Source organism: Azospirillum sp. TSO5, from assembly GCF_003116065.1.
GTDB lineage: Bacteria > Pseudomonadota > Alphaproteobacteria > Azospirillales > Azospirillaceae > Azospirillum.
Genome location: NZ_LGQY01000083.1, coordinates 19025 through 44576, shown reverse-complemented (window position 1 = coordinate 44576; position 25552 = coordinate 19025). Strand labels below are relative to the sequence as shown.

Sequence of the window (25552 nt, the reverse complement as noted above, 5' to 3'; positions counted from 1 at the left end):
CCACGGCGGGCCACCGCGTCGTCGGCGCCTCCACGGTCGCCCAGGGACTGCGCGCGGTGGAGGACGGCACCGTCCGGCCCGACGCGGTGATCGCCGATTACCACCTGTCGGCCACCGAGAACGGCCTGGACTTCATCGAGACGGTGTGGCGGCGGCTGGGGCTGCGCATTCCGGCGGTGCTGATCTCCGGACGGCTGGACGGCGCGGTGGCGGCGCGCGCGGCGGAAATGGGCGTCACCGTGGCCGCCAAACCGATCATGCCGGACCGGCTGTCGGCACTGGTGGAGCAGATGACGGCCGGGCGACCGGCGGCGGCGGTTTCGCTCGGCACCGCCACTCCGCATAAGACCCTGAGCGAATGACGTCATCGGCCGGGAGCCGGATGTTTAGTACCAAAATTATCTCACATATCCCGCTGTGCTGTGGCACAACAATCGGGCTGTGCCCGAGGACGGTCCTGCAACCCTGTCCAAGGGCGGAAAAAGAAGCAACCTCGGAGGATTCCATGCGCGGCGCCACCACGACCGACATCACCCGTGCCCGTGACATCATCGCCGGCTTCGACTTCGGCTATGTGGTCGAACGCGCCGTCGCCGCAGGCATGACCCGCAGCACGTCCGGGATCGCATTGGCCCAGCTGAAGGACTTCCTGCTGGCCTGCGCCGAGCATCCGGACCGCGACATCGTCCCGCAATCGGCCGCCTGCGACGATCTGTGGCACGAGTTCATCGTCGCCGACACCCGCGCCTATTTCCGCTTCTGCGAGGCGGTCTATGGCGAATACCTGCATCACAACGGCGTCGCCGTTCCGGCCGAGCGGATGGCCGCCGCCCGCACCGACAGTGCCCGCCTGTTCACCGGCGCGGATTGCCTGCGGGAAGCCGCAAAGGCGGATTGCCTGCGCGAGGCGGCGAAGGCTGACTGCCTGCGCGAGGCGAAGGCTGCGGATTGTCTCCGGGAAGCTGCGCAAGCCGACTGCCTGCGTGAAGCCAAGCCGGCTGACTGCCTGCGTGAGGCCGCAAAGGCCGACTGTCTCCGCGAAGCTGCGAAGGCTGATTGCCTGCGTGAGGCGAAGACTGCGGACTGTCTCCGCGAAGCTGCAAAGGCCGATTGTCTCCGTGAGGCCAAGCCGGCCGACTGTCTGCGCGAAGCGCGGTCGCAGGGCGCCGTCTGACGCGGCACCAGGTTCTGCAAAAAGCCCCTGTCCGGCAACGGACAGGGGCTTTTTTCATGCGGTCCCCCTGCCCTGCCCCGCGCCGGCTCAGCCGAAGTTCAGGCCGCCGAACGGGGTGATGAAATTCTCGCTCAATACATTGCCGCGTAGCGCGACATAGTCCGGCACCACCAGCGGGATCACCGGCAGCTCGTTCATCACCAGACATTCGGCATCCTTGTAGACCTCGGCACGGCGGCCGGGATCGGGGATGGCCATCGCCTGTTCGATCAGAGCATCGAACTTCGGATTCGACCAGCCGACGGGGTTGAAGCGGCTGCGGCTGCTGAACAGCTCGTCCAGGAAGTTCATCGGGTCGGGGTAGGTGGCGGTCCAGCCGAACAGGAAGGAATCATAGTCGCGCCGCCGGGATCGCGAGATGAACTCCTGACGGGGAGAGATCACCAGCTTCGCCGGAATGCCGGCGTTGTTCCATTGCGAGACGTAATAGACGAACTCCCGCCGGTATTCCGGAATGACCGCGACCTGGAACGGGTCGATGCCGCGGCCCTCCGGATATCCCGCCTCCTCCAGCAGTTGCTTCGCCAGCATCGGATGGTAGGACAGCGGCTCCAGCCTTTCGTTCGACAGCAGCGCCGGCGGAACGATGCCGTTATGGACGGTCGCCACTCCGCGGAAGAAGCGCTCCGCCATCGCGGTGCGGTCGATCAGCAGCGACATCGCCCGGCGCACCCGCAGATCGGCGAAGGCCTTCACCCGGCGGGGATCGAGCGCGACCACACGCGTCTGCATGCGCGGCACGTTCGACAGCCAGCGTTTGAAGCCGGGATCGTCCATCACCCCGCGCAGCGCGTCGGTGTCGACGAAGGTGAAGTCGATCTGGCTGTCGTTGAACAGCGTGATGCCGTCGTTGCCGATGCCGGTGGCGAGGAAGGACACCCGCTCGAACGGCACCGCACCGCCGCGCCAGCCGGGATTGGCCTCCACATCCATGCGGATGCCATCGTTCGACCGCACCAGCCGGTAGGGTCCGGTTCCGGCCGACATGGTGCGGAACCAGTCCGGGCCGGCCTTCTCCGCCGCCTCCACATCGACGATGTTCAGCCGGGCGAAGGGAAAGACGGCGCAGGGTTCGTCGCAGACCACCTCCAGCGTCCGGTCGTCGACCACGGTGATGCCCGACAGTCCGGATGCTGTCTTCGCCCGCAACTCGCGAAAGCCCCGCACCTTGGACAGGGCGAGCACCGCGAAGTTGGCGCCGTCGCCGGCCAAGGCCGCCTCGAAGCTGCGCTTGACGTCGGCGGCGGTCAGGGGGCGGCCGGTGTGGAAGGTGACGTTGTCGCGGATGGTCAAGCGCCAGCGGCGGGCATCCTCCGACCCCTCCCAGGCGGTGGCGAGGCCGGGGAGGATGCGGCCTTGGGGATCGACGGTGGTCAGGCTCTCATACATCGAGCCGAGGACCTGACGCGCGACCAGATCATTGACGGTCAGCGGGTTGATGGCGCCGGGCAGGGCCTTCAGCCCGATCCGCAGGGCAGGGGCGGCGGCCATCACCGGACGCGGCAGGGCGCCGGCCAGACCGGCTGCGCCGAGCAATCCAATGAACTGTCGTCTCTGCACCGCCGGCATCGCTGATCCGTAACGTCGATGGTCTCGTCACTGATCATTACCATGGGGCAGGGCAGGCGGTCACCCTGGCCGACCGCCAGAGGCTTTCGCAATCGAAAGCAACCAAGAGGTGTACTCTGTCGAAAACGCAACCGGAGAGGGCTTTCGCATTCGAAAGTCCAGGCTGGCGCGGTCAGGCATTCAGTTCAGGCAATAGGTCTTTTGGGGCTTCTCTCGGCCGTCATTCCCGCGAAGGCGGGAATCCAGCCACATCCGCCGCTGATCTGCGGAGTTTCCTGGATCCCCGCCTTCGCGGGGATGACGGTCGATGAGGAAGGTGCTTGGCTTCGAGAGCAATCAAATCTTGGCAGGACTCACGAACCCTCAGCCGTTCAGCAGGGCGTCGATGCGGTCGCGCAGAACCTGCAGCCGCTCGCGGTGTTCGCGTTGCAAGGCTTGGGCGACGGTGTCGATGGCGGCGAGATCCTTGTCCATCCGGTTGATCGCCTTGCCCAGCACCCGCAGCGGCTCCGCCGTGCTGGACGCCGCCGGGCGGGCCGCCCGCACCGCACCAACGGTCAGCCCGCCGGTCCGCGCCGTCTGCCACAGCCGGCGCAGTTCCGCCTCGTCCTCGACAAAGGCCAGCTCGACCAGGGCGGAGCGCGACACCGCGTCGGGATTGGCGCGGTAGTCGGCCAGGATGTCGTCGGGCAGGCGCAGCACCTTCAGGCGCTTGGACACCTCGGCCTCCGAACAGCCGACGGCCGCCGCCACCTCCGCCTGGGTGTAGCCGTGCGCCTCGATCAGCTGCGACAGGCCGCGGGCGAGGTCGATGGCGTCGAGGTCCACGCGCTGGACATTCTCGATCAGCGCGATCTCTTCGGGCCGGCCCTTGGTGATGATGGCGGCGATGGTGCCGCGGCCGAGCAGCCGGTGGGCGCGCAGCCGCCGTTCGCCGGCCACCAGCCGATAGCGGCCCTTCTCCGTCCCCTCCTGGACCAGCACGGGTTGCTGCAACCCATGGCGGGCGATGGAGTCGGCCAGCGAGCGCAGGGAGTCGTCGTCGAACACCGTGCGCGGCTGGCCGGGGTTGGTCTCGACGGCGTCCAGATCGACCTCGACCAGCCGGGGCAGCACGCCGCTCAGCCCGAACATACGGTCGGTCTCGGCGGCGAAGCCGGCCTCCTTGGCCTGGAGCACGGTGGCGGCGGTCTGCCGGGTCAGCTTCTTAGGCGGCATCGACAGTCTCCTGCAGGCGGCCCATGGCGGTCAGCAGAGCCGAGGCGATGGCGGCATAGCTCTCCACACCCGGCGCACCGATGTCGGCATCCAGCGTGATGACGTTGGCGCCGGCCGCCTGGGCGTAGATGGTGGCGCGCGGCACCGGCGGGAACACACGGCGGCTGTCGCCCCACAGGCGCTGGATGTCGTCGAGCGACGAACGGTCCTGGGTCTGGCGCGGGTTGACCATGGTCGGCAGGATGCCCAGCACCTCCAGCCGCGGGTTGAGGCGCCGCTGGATCTTGGCAACGGTGTCGAGGAAGGCGCTGACGCCGAGGATGGCGTGCGGCTCCGCCTGGCAGGGCACCAGGACGTAATCGGCGGCGGTCAGCGCGTTGATGGTCACGGCGCCGAGGTTGGGGGCGCAGTCGATGACGATCACGTCATAGCGCTCGCGCACGCCGTCCAGCATCTCCGCCAGCGCGGTCTGGGCGTTGGTCAGGTTGCCGGGAAGTTCGGTGTCGGCACTGGCCAGCGCGATGCTGGAGGGGACGACGTCCAGCCCTTCGACGCTGGTCGGACGGATCACCGCGTCGAGCGGCGTCTTGCCCATCAGCGCGTGGTAGAGAACCTTCCCCGCCTCCGTCAGCGCCACAACGTCGGTCTGCGGCACCCCGACATGGACGGTGGCGTTGCCCTGCGGATCGGCATCGACCAGCAGAACGCGGTTGCCGGCGCGGGCCAGGATGAAGGCGAGGTTGATCGAGGTCGCGGTCTTGGCAGTGCCGCCCTTCTGCAGGCCGACGGCGACGGTGGTGCCGCGGCGGGGCAGGGCGCTTTCCGGCCGTTCCAGATCCAGCAGCAGAAGCCGGCCCAGCAGGTCGCGGGGCAGGGCCTCCTTACCGGTTTCCCACTTGCTCAACCTTTGCTTGTCGTACTTGCGACCGGTCAACTCGTTGACGTAAGCCGCCATCTGCGTCTGGGTCAGGCCGCGCCGTTCCCGCAACGCCTTCAACTGTTCCCCTGTCACGCCCCGTCCTCCTGCCCCGGCACCGGTTGGCAGCGACCCTAGCAAGTCGTCGCGACTCCGGCAACGGGTGTCTACCGAATGGGCGTGACCGGAGGGGCAGGGGGATCAGACCGTTTCGTCGTATTCCACCTTGGGAACGTCGATCCAGTTTTCCGGCTGGCCCTGGTCCTTCTTCCAGAACAGGACCGGCAACTCGGCGTTCAGCACGCGGCCCTGAACGGCGCCGCGCGCCTTCATGGTCTCCTTGTATTCCGCCGTCTCGACGATGCGGACGCCATAGCCGGGGATGCGGTCGGCGGCCAGGACGGGGCCGAGCGCGTTCTTGAACTTGCGCAGGTCGTTGTCGGAGCCGACGCGCTTGCGCAACGGCTCCAGCGCCATCCAGAAGGCATGGCCGCGGGCGAGGTGGGCGCGGGCGATCTCGTAGAGGCGCTTTTCCACCGGCTTCAGCGCGAAATACTGGTCGTCGTAGCTCAGCAGATTGTGGCCCAGCGCCGCACGGGTGACCCAGCCCGACAGCGTCAGCTTCAGCCCGCGCACCGCCCGCTCGCCGTCCTTCTTGCGCTGGTAGAGCAGCTTGTAGTCGGAAATCCACGAGAAGGCGCCGCTCTCGCCCTCGCCGCCGGTTTCAAGGTTGGTCTTGATCTGCGTGCCCTGCAGCCGCTCCAGCGCCCCTTCGATCTTGTCGTATGCGCTGCCGCCGGCGGTCTTGCCGACGATGCGCTGGAGATCGCTGGTGGTGAAGTGCAGCTCGCCCAGCTTGGACGGGCCCTTGCCGGATTCCATCTTCTCGCGCAGCAGCGAGATGGCGTAGAGCAGCACCGCCTTGTCCCAGATCGTCGCAACGCCGACATTCTTCGGCGCCCGCACCTCGATCCGCACCTTGCCGTCATCATAGGTCGGCAGCGATTCCGCCTTGTCCTTCGACAGGCCGAACAGGCTGTAGACCATCATGTGGCGGTCGTTCTGGACATCGCCGGTCAGCGGGGAATCGAGCCGCAGAGCCAATTGCAGCGGCCGGTCGAGCAGCTCGGCGTTGGTGGTCTGGGTCATGCGATCTCTCCGCGGGTCCCGTGCGGCTTGAAGGGGTCCTAGCCATAATCCACAAGCCTGCCGCCCTGTTCCACACTGCCGGACCAAACGTCGCCGTTCTGCCGAAAGATTCCCGTGACCGGGGCGGATTGGGGTGCCGAATGTCGCCGTTCTGCCAGTTTTGCCGGCCGGGGGCGGATGCCGGCCGGTGACGCGGCGGCGGACCGGCTGTCGCCGGGCGATGGCGGCGCCAACGTCTGCGTTCTGCCGTGCCGGAGGGGGGCAGGGCGGGGGGAACGATGGGCAATCCGCTGATTTCATTGGGTTATTGTGGTGCCTCCACCCCCCGATGGCGGTCGAATGCCCCCGTGGATGGCCTTCGACTGGCAGAACGGCGACGTTCGGACGATCCACCGAAGGGCCGATTCCCGCCCGATTCCCCGCCGATTCCATCCCGGCGAGGGTGGGGGAGGGGAGAGATCCGCTCCATCATTCGGCAGAACGGCGACGTTCGACACCACGATCCGGCCGTCGCACGCTGCCGATGTCCAAGAATCTTTCGGCACAACGGCGACGTTTGGACCCGAATCTTTCGGCACAACGGCGACACTTGCAGGCGGCTGGCCGTGGCGACTCCAGCCCAAGTGGTTGATTCCGCCGTGAGAATCCCGCGAGGCGTCCGCGAAATGCCGCCGGTTGGCGATTTTTCCAAGACCGTGGACAGATGCGCGACGGCACGTACACATTTCAAAAAACGGGCGAAAACCGCCCTTACGCCATCGACATGCGCCCTTGCCAGATGCTGGCCGGCGCCACGGGTGCTTGCAGCCGTGTTTTCTGAAGGAACGAGCAGCATGCGGTAACGGAGAACCGACCTCCGCAAACACAAAAGGCCCGGATTGCTCCGGGCCCTTCGTGTCGGACGGAGGAGACCGAGGGAAACCCGGGCACCCCACATCTGGCGGTTTGGCGACTCCATGATGGCAGGGCAGGCCCGCAAAGCCAAGCGGATTCAAGAGCGAGTCCGTTGACGCCATTCCCTTGCCTCCGCCCGTCCACGGATCGACCGACAGACGGGTAACGCAATGAAGCCATACATCGACATGTACAGGCGCTGGATCGCCGTGCCCGGCATCCAGGCCGCCGACATCGCGGTGTTGTCCGCGCTCTACGCCCATGCCGACCGCGACGGTGTCTGCACCGCCACGCAAGGAGAGCTGGCCGAGGAGCTGGGACAAAGCCGCGCCTGGTTCAACGCCGTGCTGAAGGGCCTGCAGGAGAAGGCGGCGCGGGAAACGGCGGCGGCGCTGGTCTGCGCCAAGCCGCGGCGGGGTCTGCGCGGCTTCGCCTATCAGCTGGCGGGGATGGAGGGCTTTACCGCCGGCATGTCCTGTCAGCCGGCTGACAGCAGCAGTTCGCCAGCCGGCATTTCCTTGGAATCCCAGAATCCTGAATCCTCCTCCTCCCCCTCGGGTGGGAGCATGGATCGTGGGGAAATGGATCGGCGGGACGAGGCATTGCCGGCGGACTGGCAGCCGGATGCGGCCGATCTGGCCTGGGCGGCGCTGGAGCGGCCGGAGGTCGATGCCGGCCGGGTGACGGCGAAGTTCGTGTCCTGGTGCCGCAAGGCGCACCGCCGCAATGGCTACCGCCCCCCGGATCCGGGGGCTGCCTGGCGCCGCTGGATCGCTCGCGAGCTGGTGGCGCCGGCCGAGCCATTGGCTGCACCTGCCTCTCAGCCGTCCGTCCAGTCCTCCGCCCCACAATTCCGCCGGGAGCCCCGCAATGACCGCCGCTCATCTGCCTTGCGTGCAGTCCCCCCACACGCAAATTCCGTCTCCGATGCCGCCGGGCGCAACCGTGAAACCCTTGCAGCCTTGCGCCTTCGCCTCGTTGGCCAGGCTTGAGGCGGCGGATCTGCGGTTCGAGATGCAGGATCTGTCGCCCGAGGAGATCGGCGCGCTGGCCGACCGGGTGGAGCAGGCCATCGGCGCGCTGACCCCGGCGATCGGCATCGAGAATGTGCTGATCGGGCTGGAGAAGCTGGCCGAACGCTTCGCGCTGGAACTGCCGGACGCCGACCTGCTGGAGGCCGACGTGCGGGCGATGGCGGGCTGGCCGGCCGACCGCTGGATGGCGGCCTTCGAGGCGGTGTGGGCGGGGTTCCGCAGCGGCTGGAGCCGCTTTCCGACGCTGGGCGACTTCCGCGAGGCGCTGGGCGCCCTGCCGCCGGCGGCGGAAAGCCGCGCCGCCGACGATCTGAAGCGGCTGGCCGGCCGGCTGCGCCAGGAACAGCACTTGCGCGCCCGCACCGAGGACCAGCGCCGCCGTGCCCGTGCCCGCGAAGCGGCCCTAGCCGGGCGGCAGCGCGAACTGGCGCTTGTCCGGCCGCCGGACGATCAATCGCCAATGTTGCATTCGCCCCATGGCGGCCAGCATTATCCGCCGGACCACCGGAGAGTGCCGACAGCGGATGAAACCGAACCATCGCCCGACGGGCACCGCCGACGCACAGGCGCTTCTGACCCGTGCCGTCACCCATCACCAGAACGGGCAGCTGGCCGAGGCGGCGACGCTCTACGAGCAGGTGCTGAAGCGGCTGCCGAGGCAGGCGGACGCGCTGCACCTGTCGGGCCTGATCAAGGCGCAGACCGGAGCGCTGGCGGAGGGGATCGAGCGGATCCGGCAGGCGATGAAGGCCGATCCGAAGCAGCCGATCTTCCATGCCAATCTCGGCCGGCTGCTGGAGGCGGCGGAGCGGTGGGAGGAGGCTGCGACGGCCTTCCACAATGCGGCCCGTCTGGCGCCGCTCGACCCGACGTTGGGGCGGATGGAGGCGGCGGTGTGGACCCGGCTGGGCCAGCAGGGACCGGCGGCGCAGGCGCTGCTGCGCGCGATGGCGCTGGAACCGGCCGACGCCGGGAGCGCCGCGGATCTAGGCGATGCTCTGTACGATTGCGGGCGCTTCCTGCCGGCGGCGGACTGGTATGGGCGGGCGGCGAGGCTGGAGCCGCACCGGGTGCTGGCCGCCTTCAATCGGGGGGCGGCCCTGCGCGACGCCGGCTGGCCGGATCGGGCGGAGGCGGCCTTCCGGGCGCTGGCTGGGCTGGCGCCGCAGATGATGGAGCCGCTGGAGCAATGCGTGCAGATCCGGCAGCAGGTCGGCGACGGGGTGGGAGCCCTGGCGGCGGCGCGCCGGCTGCTGACGCTGGATCCGGGGCGTCCGGCGGCGGTGCGGAGCCTGGGAGTTTCCGAAAGCGATCCGGTTTGGCTGGCGCGGCTGGTGAGGCTGGAGCCGCTGGCGGACGAGCCGGTGCTGGCGCTGGCCGGGCAGCTCTATGGCCGGCGGACCGCGGCGGCGGAGCGGGCATACCGCCATGCGCTGGCCCTGGCGCCGGCCTCCGGGCTGGCGCTGTCGGGGCTTGGGCTGGCGCGGGCGACACTGGGGGTGGAGCGGGCAACGCGGTGGAGCCTGCGCGCGGTGCGCGTGGCGCCCGGCGACGCGGCACTGGCGGCCAATGCCGGATCCGCCTTCCAGCTGGCCTCGCAGCCGGAGGCGGCGCTGTCCTGGCACCGGCGGGCACTGGCGCTGATGCCCGACGACACGGCGGCCTGGGTCAACATCGGCACCTTGCTGCTGGATGCCAACGCGGCGGAGGAGGCGATTCCGCCGCTGGAGCGGGCAAGGCGGCTCGGCGAAATGGAGCAGGATGGGGGGCAACTGGCGCTCGCCTATTCAAATCTCGGGGTCGCCTGGATGGCGCTGGGGCTGCATGGGGAGGCGGTGGCGGCCTTCCGCGCCGCGCTCGACCGGGCGCCGGACGATGCGACGATCCGCTCCAACATGCTGTTCTGCCTGTGCTTCGACGACCGCGCCTATCCGGTGGAGGTCTTCCGCGAACACCGCGCCTTCGAGCGGTATCTGCCGGCGATTCCGGCCGCGCCCCATATGGTGGAGAGCCGCGATCCGGACCGGCGTTTGCGCGTCGGCTATCTGTCGCCGGACTTCCAGCGCTATCCGGGGCCGGGCTACCATTTCCTGCTGCCGCTGATCGAGGGGCACGACCGGCGGGCGGTGGAGGTCACCTGCTATCACAACGACCGCAGCCGCGACGCCACCACCGAGCGTTTCCAGGCGGCGGCCGACCGCTGGCGCGACGTGGCGGCCCTGTCGGACGAGGATCTCGACCGCCGGATCCGGCAGGACCGCATCGACATCCTGGTCGATGCCGGCGGCCACATGTCGCGCAACCGCATGCCGCTGGTGGCGCGCCGCCCGGCGCCGCTGCAGGTCAGCCTGCCGCTCTATCCCAACACGACGGGACTGAGTGCGGTCGATTACCAGATCGCCGACCCTCGCGTGGCGCCGCCGGAGGCGGATGCGCTGCATGCGGAGACGCTGATCCGGCTGCCGGGATGCGTGCTGTGCTACCGCCCGGCGGAATCCGGTTTCGCGCCGCCGGACCGGCCACCGCTGGAGCGCAACGGCTATGTCACCTTCGGGTCCTTCAACAACATCACCAAGGTGAACGCCGCCACCATCGCGCTGTGGGCGCGGCTGCTGGCGGCGGTGCCGACGGCGCGGCTGGTGCTGAAATGGCGGGGGCTGGGCAGTGGCGGCGGTGCCGACCGGTGCCTGCTGGCCGCCTTCGCCCGGCATGGTATCGCGGCGGAGCGGCTGGAGCTGCGCGGCATCACCCCGGATCCCTATCAGGATTACGTCACCATCGACGTGGCGCTGGACCCCGTCTTCGCCAATGGCGGAACCACCATCTGCGACGCGCTGTGGATGGGCGTGCCGGTGCTGAACCAGAGCGGGCCGACCAAGATCGGCCGCTGGGGCGCCACTCTGCTCAATGCCGTCGGGATGGGCGAACTGGTGACGCGCGACGATGACGGCTATCTGGCGCAGGGTGTCCGGCTGGCGACCGACCGTGGCTTCCTCGACGCCCAGCGCGAGGGGCTGCGCGAGCGGATGCGGCGGTCGGCGCTGATGGACGAGGCCGGCTATGCCCGCGCGGTGGAGGCCGGCTATCGCACCGCATGGCGCCGCTGGTGCGCCGGGCTGCCGCCGGCCGCGTTCGATGTGGAAGGGGAGGGGCGGGCATGAGTTTCTGCGATCTCGGCAGCGTCCGCAGCATCCTGGTCGTCAAGCTGGACGAGGCCGGCGACTTCGTGATGGCGACCCCATTCCTGCGCGGCCTGCGCGCCGCCGCCCCGCAGGCGCGCATCCTGCTGGCGGTGCGCGAGGCGGTGGCGGATCTGGCAGTGACCTGCCGCTGGGTCGATGGGGTGATCGCCCCCCGGCCCAAGGAAGGCGGCGGCATCGACTTCCGTGGCATCAGTCCCGGCGGGCTGAAGCTGTTCGCCGAGTGCTATCGCGCCGGCTTCGATCTGGCACTGGTGCCGCGCTACGACTTCGACCGCCATGGCGCGACGACGCTCGCCGCCAACAGCCGGGCGCGTCTGGTCGCCGGCTTTTCCGAGCGGGTGACGCCGTGGAAGGCGGAGGGCAACCAGGGCTTCGACCGCGCCTATGGGCTGGCGCTGACCCCGCCGCCGGGGCGGCACGAGGTGGAACAGAACGCCGCTCTGCTGGAGGCGCTGGGGGCGCGGCCGGATCTGGGTCCGCTGGAACTGACGCTGACGGCGGAGGATCGTGAAGAGGCGCGGCGGCTTCTCGGGCCTCCCGATGGCCGGCCGGTGATCGCGGTGGCACCGGGGGCGGCCAGTCCGCGCCGCGACTATCCGGCCGAGCGGCTGGCCGCAGTGGTTTCCGCCGTCGCTGCGACGCTCGATGCGCGGGTCGCCGTGCTCGGCACCGCGGAGGAGCGGCCGGCGGCCGGCGTGATCGCGGCGGCGCTGCCGGGACGGACCATTGACCTGACCGGCGCCACGCCGTTGCGCGTCGCCGCCGCGGTGATGGCGGAGGCGGCGCTGGCGGTCACCATGGATTCCGCGCCTGCCCATCTGGCTGCGGCGATGGGGGTGTTGGTGGCGGTGTTCTCCTGCCATCCCATCGGCGGCGATCCCAACCACTTCCACGCGCCAGAACGCTTCCGCCCCTGGACCGGCGGACGGGAGGGGCGCGCGCTGGTGCTGCGCCCCGAGGCGGCGGTGCCGCCCTGCAGCGTGTCCTGTCTGGCGGCCGAGGCGCATTGCATCGCCGCCATCGACCCGGCCGACGCCGCCCGGCGCATTCTGGCACTGGTGGGGAAGGGCGGTAACGGTTGAGTCGAAAGACACTTCATCAGCCGTCATTCCCGCGAAGGCGGGAATCCCGCCACATCCGCCGCTGATCTGCGGAGTTTCCTGGATCCCCGCCTTCGCGGGGATGACGCAAAGTTCCTTTTGTTCCAGAGACTTCCCTGAGAGAGGGCAATAAAGGTTGAGCCCTTCCCCGGCTAACAAATCGTAAAAGTTGCTTTCGAAAAAGAAAGTGGGCGGATCCACGGGGTGCGTGGATCCGCCCGAGGCGAGGAGACTGAATGCCGATGCCTGAACGTGCCTGAAAAGGCACCGGCGTTCCGGAAGCCCGGCTGCGCAGGACAGTGCAGCCAGGCCGTCCGAACCGAGGGTCTCCTATCCCTGTGACACCATCAGCCGCCGATCACCCGGCAATCAGGCCGCGCAGCTGCCGATTTGCGACGGCCAGCATGGCGAGATCGACCGCCGGCTGGGCGCGCAGTTCGGCCAGAAGCTGCTCGACGCGCTCCACCACCAGAGTGCGGCTGGCGATCCAGGCGTCCACCGCGGCGGACTCGTCGCCCTCGCTTTCCAGCACGCGCACGGTTAGCGCGCTCTGGTGAGCGAACAGGTCGTCGACGATGGCGGCGACCGCCTGACGCTGCCAATGGTTGTCGACCTTGGCGCCGGCGGCGCGGTCGCGCAGCCATTCCAGGCCGAAGCGGCGGCCCAGCCCGAAATAGACCGAGGCGACGCCTTCCACCGCACGGCCGGTGCGCTCGGCGATCCGCACCAGATCGGGGGCGGCGGCCAGAACCGGCAGGGCGGCGATCCGGCGGGCCAGATCCTCCGGCACGCCCTGGGCGATGGCATCGGCGATGCGGGTGGCGAGGCGGGAGGATTCCTCCTCGTCGAGGAAGCGGTCGAGACCGGCGGCCAGAGCCTCCACCCCCGGACGGAAGGCGGCGGATTCGCGGCCCAGATCCAGCGGGTGCGGGCTGTGGGCCAGGAACCACGCCACGGTGCGGTCGAGCAGATGGACGGTCTCCAGCATCAGCGCCGTCTGCAGCGCCGCCGGCACCACATTGTCGAGCGCGTCGATGGCGTCCCACAGCGGGCGCAGCTGGAACACGTCGCGGGCTATGGCATAGGCGCGGGCGACGTCCGCCGGGCCGAGGCCGGTCTTTTCCACCATGTCGCGGACGAAGGTGGCGCCGACGCGGTTGACCAGGCTGTTGGTGACCGCCGACGCCACGATCTCGCGGCGCAGGCGATGGCGGAAGATCGCCTCGCGCTGGCCGTCGCGCAGCGGCTGCGGGAAGTAGCGCAGCAGGTCCTCGACCGTCGCCGGGTCGTCCGGCAGCTCCGACGCCAGCAGCTCGTCATAGAGCGTGATCTTGGCGTAGGCCAGCAGCACCGCCAGCTCCGGTCGGGTCAGGCCGCGCCGTTCGGCCATGCGCTGGGCCAGTTCCTCGTCGGTCGGCAGATACTCGATGGCGCGGTTGAGGCGTCCGCTGCGCTCCAGATTGCGGATGAAGCGCGACTGCGCCTCCAGCAGGGCCGGCCCTTGCGCCTCGGCGATGGTCAGGGCCTGGGTCTGGCGGTAGTTGTCGGCCAGCACCAGCCCCGCCACCTCGTCGGTCATGGCGGCCAGCAGGGTGTCGCGCTGCTTCAGCGTCATGTCGCCCCGCGCCATGACGTCGCCCAGCAGGATCTTGATGTTCACCTCATGGTCGGAGGTGTCGACGCCGGCGGAGTTGTCGATGGCGTCGGTGTTCAGGCGCACGCCCTTGCCGTCACGGCCCTTCTGGGCGGCCTCGATGCGGCCGCGCTGGGTGACGCCCAGGTTGGCGCCCTCGCCGACCACCTTGGCGCGGATCTGGCCACCGTCGACGCGCAGTGCGTCGTTGGCCTTGTCGCCGGCCTCGGCATTGGTCTCGGTCGAGGCCTTGATGTAGGTGCCGATGCCGCCGAACCACAGCAGGTCGACTGGGGCCGTCAGCAGGCGGCGCATCAGCTCGGTCGGCGACAGGTGATCCTGGTCGATGCCGAAGCAGGCGCGGACCTCCGCCGTCAGCTCCACCGTCTTGGCGCTGCGTTCGACGATCATGGCGCCCTTGGACAGCTTGGAGCGGTCGTAGTCGGCCCAGGAGGAGCGGGGCAGGGCGAACAGCCGGTTGCGCTCCTCCCAGCTCGACGCTGCGTCGGGATCGGGATCGAGGAAGATGTGGCGGTGGTCGAAGGCGGCCAGCAGGCGGATGTGCTTCGACAGCAGCATGCCGTTGCCGAACACGTCGCCCGACATGTCGCCGACGCCGACCACGGTGAAGTCGGTGGTCTGGATGTCGGTGCCCATCTCGCGGAAATGGCGCTTCACCGATTCCCAGGCGCCCCGCGCGGTGATGCCCATCACCTTGTGGTCGTAGCCGGCCGAGCCGCCCGAGGCGAAGGCGTCGCCCAGCCAGAAGCCGTGATCGACCGACACGCCGTTGGCGATGTCGGAGAAGGTGGCCGTGCCCTTGTCGGCGGCGACCACCAGATAGGGATCGTCGGCGTCGTGGCGCACCACGTCCTTCGGCGGCACCACCGAGCCGTCGGCGGCCAGATTGTCGGTGACGTCCAGCAGGCCGCGCATCAGCGTCTTGTAGCACTCGATGCCTTCGGCCAGTGCGGCTTCACGGCCGGCGCTCGGGGCGGGGGGACGCTTGACGACGAAACCGCCCTTGGATCCGACGGGCACGATGACGGTGTTCTTCACCATCTGCGCCTTCATCAGGCCGAGGATCTCGGTGCGGAAATCCTCGCGGCGGTCGGACCAGCGGATGCCGCCGCGGGCGACCTTGCCGCCGCGCAGATGGACGCCTTCCATGCGCGGGCTGTAGACGAAGACCTCCACCCACGGACGCGGCAGCGGCAGCTCCTCGATCGAGCCGCTGTCCAGTTTGAAGGACAGATGCGGCTTCGGCGTGCCGTCCGGGCTGGCCTGATAGGCGTTGGTGCGCAGGGTGGCGCGGATCAGGTTGACGAAGCGGCGCAGGATGCGGTCGTCGTCCAGATTGGTGACGGCGTCCAGCGCATCCTCGATCTGCTCCAGGATCGGCGCCTCATCTGCTTGGTTCTTCGGGTCGAAGCGGGCGGCGAACAGCCGGGCCAGCAGGCGGGCGGTCTGCGGATGGGCCGACAGCGTCGCCTCGATGGTGTCCTGGGCGTAGGCGAAGCGGGCCTGTTTCAGGTACTTGGCATAGGCGCGCAGAATGGTGACCTCGCGGCCCGCCAGCCCGGCGCGCAGGACCAGACGGTTGAAGCCGTCATCCTCCATCCGGCCGTCCCAGACGTCGGCGAAGGCGTCCTGGAAGGTCTGCTTGACCTTGACGCAGTCCACCGGCAGCCCGGTCTGGGTGCGGGCGGCGAAGTCGTGGATCCAGACCGATGGGGCGCCGCCGGCGGGCCGCACCTCGTAGGGCTGTTCGGTGATGACCTTCAGGTCCATGTGCTCCAGCATCGGCAGCACGTCGGACAGCGGCACCGGCCGGCCCTGGTGGTAGATCTTGACGTGCAGCTCGTCGCCGTCGGCCTCCAGCGGGTGGTAGAGCACGATGCCGAGGCGCTGTTCGGAAAGCGCGCGTTCGATGCGGTCGATGTCGTGGACGGCGGTTTCCGCCGTGAAGGTCTCGCGGTAGCCGGCCGGGAAGGCGTCGGCGTAGCGGCGCAGCCGGGCGTTGCCGGTTTCCTCGCCCTGCGCCTCGACCAGCGCGTCGCGCAGCCGGTCGGCCCAGCTGCGGGAGACCTGAACCAGCCGGGATTCGATCTCGCTGATGTCGACGGCGGGGATCTTGCCCGGCTCCGTCTTCACCATCAGGTGCAGGCGGGCGAGCGCGCTGTCCGACAGCTGGGTGAAGTAGGAGGCGCAGGTGCCGTGGAAGGCGGTTTCCAGCACCGACTGGATCTTGCGGCGAAGCGCGGTGTCGTAGCGGTCGCGCGGCACGAAGACCAGGGCGGAGACGAAGCGTTCGAACGGGTCGCGGCGGACGAACAGGGCGAGGCGCTGGCGTTCCTGCAGGTGCAGGATGCCGACCGCCGTTTCGAACAGCTCGTCCGACGGGGTCTGGAACAGCTCGTCGCGCGGGTAGGTCTCCAGGATGTTCAGCAGCGCCTTGCCGTCATGGCCGGCGGGGTCGAAGCCAGCGCGGCCCATCACCCGGGCGACCTTGCGGCGCAGGAACGGGATCTCGCGCGGGCTGCGGTTGTAGGCGACGGAGGTGAACAGGCCGACCGCCAGCGTGACGCCGACCACCTTGCCCTGGTCGTCGAAGCGCTTGACCAGGATGGCGTCCAGCGGGACCGAGCGGTGCACGGTGGCGTGGCGGGTGCCCTTGGTCACCAGCAGCGCGCGCGGCTGGCGCAGGAAGGCGCGGATTTCCTCCGGCAGCACGGCGGCGTGGCCATGCTCGTCGAACACGGTGATCTCGGGGTTGCGCAGCACACCGAGACCGCTGCCGTCCACCAGCTCCAGCCAGGGCTCCTGCCCCTCGTCGCCGACGGTGGCGATGTAGAGGCGGCTGCCCAGCAGGGTCATGTTGCCGTCGTCGACCCAGGTCAGGAAGTCGGCGGCCTCCTTGGACTCCTCAGCGTCGGGGGCGTTGGCGATGTCGGTGCGGGCGCTGCGCACGCGCTCGCGCATCGGCGTCCAGTCCTCCACCGCGGCGCGGACGTCGGCCAGCACCCGCTCGATCCCCTCGCGCAGACGGGCCTGGGCGGCCGGGTCCGACAGCGGGTCGATCGAGCAGTGCATGAAGGATTCGTCGCGGGCGCCGTCCTTCTCCTCGCCCGGCTCCAGCAGCTCGACGATGCGGCCTTCGGCGTCGCGGACGACGCGGGTGACGGGATGGATGATGAGGTGGACGGTGACGCCCTGCCGGTTCAGCTCCGCCGTGACGGAATCGACCAGGAAGGGCATGTCGTCGTTGACGATCTCCACCACCGAGCGTTCGGTCTGCCAGCCATGCTCGTCCAGCCGCGGGGCGTAAACCCGCACCTTGGGCAGGCCGGGCACACGCTGCTGGCCCCACTGCCACATGGCGAGAGCGGCGCCGTAAAGCTGTTCCGGCGTACCGCGCAGCAGGTCGTCGGGTGGCACGTTGGCATAGAAGCGCTTCACGAAGCGCTCCGCCCGCGCGTTCGGAACCCGGCTGCGCACCAGTTCGGCCAGTTGCTGCCGCAAGTCGCCTGCCAGGTCCTTCGTCGCCGTACGCATGATGGTGGATGTCTCCTCTCGGGTTTTCTTTGGATTGGTAGTACCACCCCACAAACAACATTTCGACGGCAAATAAACGGCAGGATTTCTGACCAAGCGGCGATTCGCACCCCTTTGGGGGTATTTCTCCAAAGATTCGGACAACCCAGTGACATGTCCGCCAAATTTATCCATAGCGCGTTCACATCCCCGGCACAGATGATGCCGCGGTAAAGGCGCGCAACGCCCACCCGCCACATCCGGCGGTGGCCGGAGGGGTGACTCAGGCGAGGGAATGCCGACTCGATTCGGCGAGATCGCTCTTTCGCCGACAAATCGACGGGAGGTCAGGGAAACGGCGGGGAAATAAGGGCAGTGCCGCTGACCTAATGGCGTTTCCGAACGCCGCCGGGGTGCTTTCCGCAAGGCTGGCGACAGACCGGCGGCCGTGGGTGGAAAGTTCGGCAAAATCCTGGCCGAACAGCCGCATTGCGTCGTTCTGCCGCATCGGTCAAGCTGGTCAGGTACGACGAGGCCGACGGAAAGGGGAGGACTGAGCATGGCCCTGCCGGATCGCGGCAACACCGGTCCCGACGACGGAAGCGGCCTTCTGGCCGGGGTGGACCGCCGGCTGCTGGTGGCGGCACTGGCTCTGGCGCTGCTGACGCTGCTGGCCGTGCTGGACCATTACCGGCCGACGCCGGGATCGGCGCCGCCGGTGGAGTGGCGGCTGCCCAGCGTGGAGCTGCCGCGGACAGTGCCGATGGCGACGGCGCCCAGCCCTCGGCAGGACGAGCTGCTGGGGGCGGACTGATCCGCGGATTGATTCGAGCGCGTCAGAACCGGATCAGGATGACGCCCAGGATCAGCAACGCGGCACCGGCCAGACGGGTGAGGCTGACCGGGTGCTGCGACAACCCGAACAGGCCGAAATGGTCGAAGGTCAGCGAGCCGAGCATCTGGCCGACGACGATAAGAGCGAGGACGGTCGCAGCCCCCAGGTGCGGAACCATCAGGATGGCAGTTCCGACGAACAGCGCGCCGAACAGGCCGCCGGACCAGGACAGCCAGGAGGTGACTCCGCCGATGCCGTCGGCTAGCCGGGGACCGGGGGCGTTCAGCGCCACCGCCAGCATCGCCAGCATGCCGACGAAATAGCTGACGAATCCGGCCCACCAGGGCGATCCCAATCCCGTCCGCAGGTTGGCGTTCAGGATCTGTTGCAGGGCGACGCTGACACCTGCGCCGATGACCAGGAGGTATGAGGCTGCGGACAAGGCGGCGGTCATGCCGGACTCCCGTGCGGTTGTTTCCAGCCGATGGATAGCAGGCCGGGGCGACTGCGGTCTGGAACGGATGTGACCGATCGGCGCCAAGCACACTTTGCTGGCGGATTGCCGCGCGGTCGGCGATGCTGTGGGTGTGTTTGCGGCTGGGGAGTGTGTCATGGCGGCATCGCTTCGGTTCCCTGACGGCGTGAGTCCGACCGGTCCCTGGCAGTATTGGCGGGCGTCTGGCGGTGGAATTGTCGAGCTTGGCATCGTCCGCGGACAGGAAGTATCGCTGCCGCCGCATTTCCATGACGAAGACCAACTGACCTTCGTCCTATCCGGACGGCGACGTTTCGTGATGGCTGACAGACTGTTCGAGATCGGGCCGGGGGAGGGACTGAGGATCCCGGCGGGGACGCCGCACCGGTCGTTGGCCGAATCGGCGGATGTCATCGGCCTCAACATCTACACCTCGCCGGATGCCTACATGGCTGCGGAGCTATTTGCAGGACTGGCGCAGCTATGGCGACGGCAGGGATGCATCGGCTGGCGGGATCTCCCCGCAATGGTCGAGGAGTATCGGTGCGATCCGGCTATGCCGCAGCTTCCTTTGGACTTCATCGGCGTCTGTTGGGAAAACGTGGGCGAGGCGGCCCGGCTGGCCGGGATGAGCCGCGAAGGCTTCTCGCGCCGATTCCGCCGGCTGCACGGCATGCCGCCGCAGATGTTCCGGCTAACGGGAAGGCTGAACGAGGCACGCAGCCTGCTGCGCGTCGGGCAGCCGCTTGCGGATGTGGCGGCGGAGACCGGCTTTTCCGACCAAAGCCATCTCGGCCGCTGTTTCCGGCGCGCCTTTGGCGTCACGCCCGGTCAGTACCGCCGCGGCGTCCTGACTGCACCGTAATCAGGGACGTGCCGACCGCTCGGTCGGCAGGCTGTCGCTGCCCTCGCCCAGCGGGCGTTCCATCAGCACGCCGTCCAGCCAGCGGCCGAACTTGAAGCCCACCGCCGGCAGGATGCCGACGTGCCGGAAGCCGCAGGCGCTGTGCAGGCCGATCGAGCCGTGGTTGGCGCTGTCGCCGATCGCCGCGATCATCCGGCGGTAGCCCGCCGCCTCGCACATCTCCAGCAGCGGGATCATCAGCGCCCGGCCGATGCCGCGCCGGCCCATGCCCTCGGCGACATAGACAGAGTTCTCCAGCGTGAAGCGGTAGGCGCTGCGCGTGCGGTACAGACCGGCATAGGCGTAGCCGGCCAGCCGCCCATCGCACTCCGCCACCAGATAGGGCAGGCCGCGGGCCAGGATGTCGGCGCGGCGCCGCGCCATCTCCGCCTCGTCGGGCGGGACCTCCTCGAAGGAGGCGGTGCCGTGCAGCACATGGTGGGCGTAGAGCGTCGTGATGGCGGGAATGTCGGCGTCGGCGGACGCCCGCACCATGATGGCAGGCATGATGACTCAGCTCCGTTGAGGACGGTCGGCGGGAAGAAGAAGGGCGCAGACGGTCGCTAACCCGCCGCCGACGCCGAGAAGCGCGAAACCCCAGCCCCAGCCGGAACCACCGGTGCCGCCGGCATGGTCGAGCACCAGACCGACCGCCAGCGGCGCCGCGCCGCCGGCGCCGAAGCCGAGGATGGAGCGCACGGCGAGCGCCGCCCCCAGGCTGCCCGGCTCGACCGATTCCGTCATCGCCGTCGACAGCACCGGCGAATCGCCCAGCGCCGAAAAGCCGTAAAGCGCCGCCACCGCCAGCACGAGCGCCAGCGGCATCCCGTCCATCCAGCCGATGGTGAAGGAACAGGCCGCGCCCAGCACGCCCATCGCGATCAGCACCGCTCGCCGGCCCAGTCGGTCGGACGCGCGGCCCATCAGCAGCGAGGACAGGAAGCCCGAGATGTGGATGGCCGCGGCGATCCACAGCCCGCGAACCCCGGCGCCGCCGGACTCGGCGAGGCTGGCGGTGAGGAAGGCGGGCAGCCACGCCCACATGCCCAGCAGCTCCCAGCAATGGGTGGTGTAGCCCACGGTCAGCAGGAGGGAGCGGCGGTCGGCCAGGAAGCGGAAGGCACCGCGCAGCCGCCGCGCTCCGCCGCCGGCCACCAGATTGGCCCGGCCGCGCAGACCCGGCGTGCCGAGCAGCGCCGCCAGCAGCGGCCCCAGCCCGCAGGCGATGAAGGCGGCCTCGTAGCCGAAGCGTTCCGACAGTCCGGCGGCGAGCGCGATGGAGCCGAAATAGCCGAGCGACCCCGCTGCCAGCAGCCAGCCCACCGCCGCGCCGCGCCGCGCCGCCGGCACCCCCTGCGCCACCAGCATGATGGACGGGGCGTAGGTGCCGCCCTGGGTCAGCCCGACCAGCGCGAACAGCAGCAGCCCGCTTTCCGCCGAGCGGGCGAAGAAGGCGAAGGCGAGGCCAGTCAGCGCCGTCGCCCAACTGGCCCACAGGAAGACGCGCTTGGCGCCCAGACTGTCGGCGAACCAGGAGGACCCGACCAGCGACAGGGCATAGCCGACGTTGAAGGCGGTCTGGATCGACCCGGCCTCCCCCGCCGACATGCCCCAGGCCTGCATCGCCGGCCCGAGCGCGCCGGCATAGACCATGAAGGACAGCGAGGTGGCGAAGCGGCTGGCGCAAAGCAGCAGGAGCCAGGTTTGGCGGGCGGCAGGAGCGGGGATGGCGGCGGTCGTCATGACCACACCGTCGCGGAGGGCGGATAAAAAGGCAAATTTATTGATTTGATCGGAACCATAAGGAAGACTAGGGGTATGCGCGGCCTGAATCTCGACCAGCTCATCACCTTCGCCACCGTCGTCGAGCATGGCGGCTTCACCGAGGCGGCCGGCCGGCTCGGCCTGACCCAGCCGGCGGTCAGCATGCAGATCCGCAATCTGGAGGAGCGCTTCGGCGTGCGGCTGGTGGAGCGGGTGGGCAAGCGGGCCTTGCCGACCGCGGCCGGGCGCGACCTGCTGCCCTTCATCCGCCGGCTGCGCGAGGAAGTGGAGGCGGCGGCGGTCGCCATGGGCCGCCACCGCGCCGGGCAGGTCGGGCGCGTGCGCATCGGCACCGGCGCCACCGCCTGCATCTACCGCCTGCCGCCGATCCTGACGGCATTGCGCAGCGCCCATCCGGGGCTGGAGATCATCGTCGTCACCGGCAACACGCCGGACATCCTGGACGCGGTGGAGGGCGGTTCGCTCGATCTGGCGCTGGTCACCCTGCCGGCCGGCCGTCCCGGCCTGTCTATCGAACCGGTCTGTGCCGAGGAGCTTGTCTGTGTCGGCCCCAGAGATGGCCCCGGCGACGGCTCCTGCGGCGGCGCCCGGTCTCCGGCGCAGGCGGTCGCCCCGGCGGCGCTGGCCGACCAGACGCTGATCCTGTACGAGCGCGGCGGGACCATGCGCGCGGTGATCGACGGCTGGTTCATGGCCGGCGGCATCCAGCCGCGCCCGGCGATGGAACTGGGCAATGTGGAGGCGATCAAGAACCTCGTCGCCGCCGGGCTGGGCCGGTCGATTCTGCCGTCGGTCACCGTCGGGAGCCCGCAGGATTGCGACCGCTTCGCAGTTCAACCTCTGACGCCGCCTTTGATCCGCAAGTTAGGGTTGGTGCTGCGGCGTGACAAAGTGCTCGATGCGGGCGTACGGGCGATGGTGAAGGCAATCACCGATATGCGGTAACAACATCGATAAAATTTCGCACATTTTTGATCAGGTGGAATATTGCTTTTGGAAGGTTTACAGCGGCTTTAGTCATTGCGCACTCTCGGTTTCTGAGACTTTCGTTTTTCTTGGGCGCCTATGACCAAGCAGCAGTCCGTCCCGAACGAGTCCGCCGGCAACCGAATGGAAGGCGGGCGGGGCGGGCATGCCCAACCGGGTTCCGGACCGGACGCAAAACTGCTGGCGCGGCTGGCGGAGCTGGAGCGTGAGAATGCGCGGCTGCAGACGGCGCTGTCCACCGCCTGCACCGGCTGCGACGACCTGCTGACGGTCACCGCGCTGAACGAGGATCTGCGCACCGCCTTCACCGCGCTGGAGCGCAGCCGCGCCGCCCATGCCGACAGCGAAAGGCGGCTGCGCGCCATCCTGGACAGCGCCACCGGCCACGCCATCCTGACCCTGTCGCCGGCCGGCCGGGTGACCAGCTGGAATCCCGGCGCCGTCCGCATCCTGGGCTGGACGGAGGATGAGGCGCAGGGGCAGCCGGCCGACATCCTGTTTCCGCCGGAAGAGGTCGCCGCGGGCGTGCCCGACGCGCTGCGGGTGCGTGCGCTGGCCGAGGGCCGCGTCCAGGAGGAGCGCGCCTTCCGTCGTCGCGACGGCGCTGCTGTCTGGGGGGCGCTGACCATCCTGCCGCTCCAGGGCGACGAGGAGGGGTTCCTGTGGATCCTGCATGACCGCTCCGACGAGCGGCGGATGGAGGAGGCCATCGCCGACGCGCGCCGGCGCGCCACCGACATCCTGGACAGCATCGACGAGGCGCTGGTGGCGCTGGATTGCGACTATCGCGTCATCTACCAGAACCGCCGCGCCGAACAGCTCGACCGCCAGTCGCTGTCGGCGATACGCGGCCGACGCCTGTGGGAGGTGTGGCCGCAGTTCGCCGGGTCGGATCTGGAGGCGCTGTGCCGCAAGACGATGACGGAGCGCCAGCCGACCAGCATCGAAAAGCGTTTCGACGGCGAAGGCATCACCCTGTGGCTGGAAATCCGCTACCTGCCGACGGCGGAAGGGGTGGGCTGCTTCTTCCGCGACATCACGATGCGCAAGCGCGCGGAGGAGGAGGCCCGCGCCTCGCACGAGCGGGCGGTGAAGATCCTGGAGAGCATCAGCGACGCCTTCTATGCCGTCGATCACGACTGGCGCTTCACCTACATCAACCGCAAGGCCGAACAGCTCTGGGGCCGGTCACGCGACACCCTGCTGGGCCGCTGCCTCTGGGAAGCCTTCCCCAATGCGCTGGGCAGCGAGTCGCTGGAGGCGCAGAAGCAGGCGGTGCGCGAAGGGCGGGAGATGACCATCGAGGTGGTCTCCCCCGTGCTGGGCGACTGGGTGGAGGTCAGCATCTATCCCAACGCCGACGGGCTGTCCGTCTATTTCCGCGACATCACCGCCCGGCGGCAGGCGCAGCAGGCGCTGTTGCAGGCGAAGGAGTCGGCGGAGGCGGCCGACCTCGCCAAGGGCAAGTTCCTGGCCGCCGCCAGCCACGACCTGCGCCAGCCGCTGCAGGCGCTGCTGCTGTTCGTCGACGTGCTGAAGCCGTATGTGCAGGGCAGCCAGGGCGCCAACGCGCTGATGCATCTGGGACGCGGGCTGGACGCGCTGAAGGAACTGCTGGACAGCCTGCTCGACATGTCGCGGCTGGATGCCGGCGTGGTCCAGCCGAACATCGAGACCGTGCCGGTCGCCCCGCTGTTCGAGCACATCGCCGCATCGTACCGGCCGGTGGCGGCGGCGAAGGGGTTGGAGCTGCATGTCTCCTCCTGCAGCGCCGCCGCCCGCACCGACCGCACGCTGCTGACCCGCATGGTGCGCAATCTGGTGGAGAACGCCCTGCGCTACACGGAGAGTGGCCGGATCGACATCGAATGCCGCCGGGCCGGCGGGCGACTGCTGATCGAGGTGCGCGACACCGGCATCGGTATTCCGCCCGACCATCTGGAGCGCATCTGGGAGGAGTTCCATCAGGTCGGCAACCCGGAGCGCGACCGCAACCGCGGTTTGGGGCTGGGGCTTGCCATCGTGCGGCGGCTGTCGCAGCTGCTGAACCATCCGGTGGACGTCCAGTCCAAGCCGGGGCAGGGGACCAGCTTCGTCATTGCCCTGCCGCTCGGCCGCACCATCGAGGCGCCGGCGACCGCGGCGGAGGCGGCGACGACCGGGCGCGGGCGCTTCGCCGTGGTGGTCGACGACGACGCCATCGTGCTGCTGGGGCTGGAGACGATCTTCCGTGAATGGGGGTACGAGGTGCTGGTCGCTGGCTCCGCTCAGAAGGCGGTGGAGGGGTTGAGCCGGATGGGCCGGCGCCCCGACCTGATCGTCGCCGATTATCGCCTGCGCGAAGGGCAGTTCGGGACCGACGCGGTCGCCCGCATCCGCGCGCTGTATGGCGATCCCGGCAAGCCCCCTATCCCCGGCCTGATCCTGACCGGCGAGACCGGCCCCGACTGCGAACGCGACGCCGCCAACCATGGGCTGGGCATCATCCACAAGCCGGTGACCCCGCGCCAGCTGAGCCACGCGCTGGGCGAGCTGCTCGGGGGGACGTGACGCTTCGGCGGCCGTCCGTCCCCCCGGCGGAGCGTGCGTCAGCCCTGCTCGATCAGGTCGGCGCAGGCGTCCACCGCGGCGGCGGCGTAGGGGCGGATGCGCGGCGGGATCTGCGACGGGTTGATGCCCGGCCCGAGGATGCCGACGCCGACCGGCTTCATGAACTGGAGCTGCAGGTCGATCAGGCTGGAGATGACGGCATGGCCCATGACGTTGCCGTGCTCGGTCTCGCCCCGCTCGATGATGCCCAGCGCCACGGCGCCGGCGACGTCGTCGCGCATCAGCAGGCGCTTGATCGCCAGCGGCTTTTCCATCGAGCCGGGAACCCAGACCTCCGCGACGATGCCGAGGCCGCGGCGGGCGGCGACGGTGCGCGCCTCGTCCAGCATCTCTTCCACCTCTTTGCGGTGGAACCGTCCGAGCACGATGCCGATGTTGCTCACCCTCTGCTTCTCCCATGTTCGCGGTGTAACCTTCGCCCAAACTGTCGCGTCGTCGCGCAAAGCGCAAGGGCCGTCCGCGCAAAGCGCCA

At 69.2% G+C, this 25552-nt stretch carries 18 protein-coding genes; 9 read left to right on the top strand and 9 right to left on the bottom strand.

Translation table 11 applies throughout. The annotated features are described in order from the left end of the window. Both TSO5_RS21025 and TSO5_RS21020 read left to right on the top strand, forming a co-directional pair. Positions 1–362 (top strand): response regulator (locus tag TSO5_RS21025; RefSeq protein ID WP_146203818.1); only part of this gene is annotated, 362 nt, incomplete at its 5' end. Positions 363–505: 143 nt separating this feature from the next. Beyond that, the gene (locus TSO5_RS21020) at positions 506–1174 is read left to right on the top strand and encodes a hypothetical protein (protein ID WP_247870857.1); all 669 of its coding nucleotides are present in this window, start codon (positions 506–508) and stop codon (positions 1172–1174) included. A gap of 87 nt (positions 1175–1261) precedes the next feature. Here TSO5_RS21020 and TSO5_RS21015 read toward each other — a convergent pair whose 3' ends face one another. The 4 genes from TSO5_RS21015 to TSO5_RS21000 all read right to left on the bottom strand — a co-directional run bounded on the left by TSO5_RS21015 (position 1262) and on the right by TSO5_RS21000 (position 6086). After that, a complete protein-coding gene (locus TSO5_RS21015) occupies positions 1262–2803 on the bottom strand; it encodes an ABC transporter substrate-binding protein (RefSeq protein WP_109153388.1) in 1542 nt (513 codons plus the stop codon). A gap of 363 nt (positions 2804–3166) precedes the next feature. Next, positions 3167–4021: a ParB/RepB/Spo0J family partition protein gene (locus tag TSO5_RS21010; protein ID WP_109153387.1), complete on the bottom strand. Its 855-nt coding sequence runs from the start codon at positions 4019–4021 to the stop codon at positions 3167–3169. After that, positions 4011–5033 carry an AAA family ATPase gene (locus TSO5_RS21005; protein WP_109075141.1) on the bottom strand — a complete coding sequence of 341 codons (1023 nt, stop codon included), beginning with the start codon at positions 5031–5033 and terminating at the stop codon, positions 4011–4013. The genes TSO5_RS21010 and TSO5_RS21005 overlap by 11 nt, the downstream gene beginning before the upstream one ends. Before the next feature lie 105 nt (positions 5034–5138). Beyond that, complete coding sequence (locus tag TSO5_RS21000; RefSeq protein ID WP_109153386.1) at positions 5139–6086, bottom strand: replication initiator protein A; 948 nt, start codon at positions 6084–6086, stop codon at positions 5139–5141. 1064 nt (positions 6087–7150) lie between these two features. Here TSO5_RS21000 and TSO5_RS20995 point away from each other — a divergent pair. The 3 genes from TSO5_RS20995 to TSO5_RS20985 all read left to right on the top strand — a co-directional run bounded on the left by TSO5_RS20995 (position 7151) and on the right by TSO5_RS20985 (position 12299). Next, the gene (locus TSO5_RS20995; RefSeq protein WP_109153385.1) at positions 7151–7972 is read left to right on the top strand and encodes a MarR family transcriptional regulator; all 822 of its coding nucleotides are present in this window, start codon (positions 7151–7153) and stop codon (positions 7970–7972) included. 566 nt (positions 7973–8538) lie between these two features. After that, positions 8539–11175, top strand: a complete 2637-nt coding sequence (locus tag TSO5_RS20990) for a tetratricopeptide repeat protein (RefSeq protein ID WP_158282466.1) — start codon at positions 8539–8541, stop codon at positions 11173–11175. Then, on the top strand, positions 11172–12299 hold the full coding sequence (locus TSO5_RS20985) for a glycosyltransferase family 9 protein (protein ID WP_109153383.1): 1128 nt from the start codon (positions 11172–11174) through the stop codon (positions 12297–12299). Before TSO5_RS20990 ends, TSO5_RS20985 begins: the two co-directional genes overlap by 4 nt. 376 nt (positions 12300–12675) lie before the next feature. On the opposite strand, the gene TSO5_RS20980 is transcribed toward TSO5_RS20985, so the two are convergent. Next, positions 12676–17505: an NAD-glutamate dehydrogenase gene (locus TSO5_RS20980; RefSeq protein ID WP_109153382.1), complete on the bottom strand. Its 4830-nt coding sequence runs from the start codon at positions 17503–17505 to the stop codon at positions 12676–12678. Between the two features lie 538 nt (positions 17506–18043). On the opposite strand from TSO5_RS20980, the gene TSO5_RS20975 reads away from it, so the two are divergent. Then, positions 18044–18298: a hypothetical protein gene (locus TSO5_RS20975; protein WP_109153381.1), complete on the top strand. Its 255-nt coding sequence runs from the start codon at positions 18044–18046 to the stop codon at positions 18296–18298. 22 nt (positions 18299–18320) lie between these two features. Here the strand turns inward: TSO5_RS20975 and TSO5_RS20970 are convergent, their stop codons facing one another. Then, a complete protein-coding gene (locus tag TSO5_RS20970) occupies positions 18321–18773 on the bottom strand; it encodes a DMT family transporter (RefSeq protein ID WP_109153380.1) in 453 nt (150 codons plus the stop codon). A gap of 157 nt (positions 18774–18930) precedes the next feature. On the opposite strand from TSO5_RS20970, the gene TSO5_RS20965 reads away from it, so the two are divergent. Continuing rightward, positions 18931–19659: a helix-turn-helix domain-containing protein gene (locus TSO5_RS20965; protein WP_109153379.1), complete on the top strand. Its 729-nt coding sequence runs from the start codon at positions 18931–18933 to the stop codon at positions 19657–19659. Here TSO5_RS20965 and TSO5_RS20960 read toward each other — a convergent pair whose 3' ends face one another. Together TSO5_RS20960 and TSO5_RS20955 are read right to left on the bottom strand one after the other, a co-directional pair. After that, the gene (locus TSO5_RS20960; RefSeq protein ID WP_109153378.1) at positions 19660–20205 is read right to left on the bottom strand and encodes a GNAT family N-acetyltransferase; all 546 of its coding nucleotides are present in this window, start codon (positions 20203–20205) and stop codon (positions 19660–19662) included. Between the two features lie 6 nt (positions 20206–20211). Beyond that, the gene (locus TSO5_RS20955) at positions 20212–21441 is read right to left on the bottom strand and encodes an MFS transporter (protein WP_109153377.1); all 1230 of its coding nucleotides are present in this window, start codon (positions 21439–21441) and stop codon (positions 20212–20214) included. 75 nt (positions 21442–21516) lie between these two features. Between TSO5_RS20955 and TSO5_RS20950 the strand changes: the two genes are divergently transcribed. Next, positions 21517–22428: a LysR family transcriptional regulator gene (locus tag TSO5_RS20950; RefSeq protein WP_109153376.1), complete on the top strand. Its 912-nt coding sequence runs from the start codon at positions 21517–21519 to the stop codon at positions 22426–22428. Between the two features lie 120 nt (positions 22429–22548). Further along, on the top strand, positions 22549–25020 hold the full coding sequence (locus tag TSO5_RS20945) for a PAS domain-containing protein (RefSeq protein WP_247870856.1): 2472 nt from the start codon (positions 22549–22551) through the stop codon (positions 25018–25020). Positions 25021–25058: 38 nt separating this feature from the next. On the opposite strand, the gene TSO5_RS20940 is transcribed toward TSO5_RS20945, so the two are convergent. Further along, a complete protein-coding gene (locus TSO5_RS20940) occupies positions 25059–25463 on the bottom strand; it encodes a 6,7-dimethyl-8-ribityllumazine synthase (protein ID WP_085084143.1) in 405 nt (134 codons plus the stop codon). Positions 25464–25552 lie beyond the last annotated feature (89 nt).

Bases quoted from the DNA above. Each gene is read 5' to 3' on its own strand.
- TSO5_RS20995 (WP_109153385.1), top strand. From the start codon at position 7,151: ATGAAGCCATACATCGACATGTACAGGCGCTGGATCGCCGTGCCCGGC.
- TSO5_RS20970 (WP_109153380.1), bottom strand. From the start codon at position 18,773: ATGACCGCCGCCTTGTCCGCAGCCTCATACCTCCTGGTCATCGGCGCA.
- TSO5_RS20965 (WP_109153379.1), top strand. From the start codon at position 18,931: ATGGCGGCATCGCTTCGGTTCCCTGACGGCGTGAGTCCGACCGGTCCC.
- TSO5_RS20975 (WP_109153381.1), top strand. From the start codon at position 18,044: ATGGCCCTGCCGGATCGCGGCAACACCGGTCCCGACGACGGAAGCGGC.
- TSO5_RS20960 (WP_109153378.1), bottom strand. From the start codon at position 20,205: ATGCCTGCCATCATGGTGCGGGCGTCCGCCGACGCCGACATTCCCGCC.
- TSO5_RS21020 (WP_247870857.1), top strand. From the start codon at position 506: ATGCGCGGCGCCACCACGACCGACATCACCCGTGCCCGTGACATCATC.
- TSO5_RS21010 (WP_109153387.1), bottom strand. From the start codon at position 4,021: ATGCCGCCTAAGAAGCTGACCCGGCAGACCGCCGCCACCGTGCTCCAG.
- TSO5_RS21000 (WP_109153386.1), bottom strand. From the start codon at position 6,086: ATGACCCAGACCACCAACGCCGAGCTGCTCGACCGGCCGCTGCAATTG.
- TSO5_RS20955 (WP_109153377.1), bottom strand. From the start codon at position 21,441: ATGACGACCGCCGCCATCCCCGCTCCTGCCGCCCGCCAAACCTGGCTC.
- TSO5_RS20950 (WP_109153376.1), top strand. From the start codon at position 21,517: ATGCGCGGCCTGAATCTCGACCAGCTCATCACCTTCGCCACCGTCGTC.
- TSO5_RS20945 (WP_247870856.1), top strand. From the start codon at position 22,549: ATGACCAAGCAGCAGTCCGTCCCGAACGAGTCCGCCGGCAACCGAATG.
- TSO5_RS20990 (WP_158282466.1), top strand. From the start codon at position 8,539: ATGAAACCGAACCATCGCCCGACGGGCACCGCCGACGCACAGGCGCTT.
- TSO5_RS20985 (WP_109153383.1), top strand. From the start codon at position 11,172: ATGAGTTTCTGCGATCTCGGCAGCGTCCGCAGCATCCTGGTCGTCAAG.
- TSO5_RS21015 (WP_109153388.1), bottom strand. From the start codon at position 2,803: ATGCCGGCGGTGCAGAGACGACAGTTCATTGGATTGCTCGGCGCAGCC.
- TSO5_RS20980 (WP_109153382.1), bottom strand. From the start codon at position 17,505: ATGCGTACGGCGACGAAGGACCTGGCAGGCGACTTGCGGCAGCAACTG.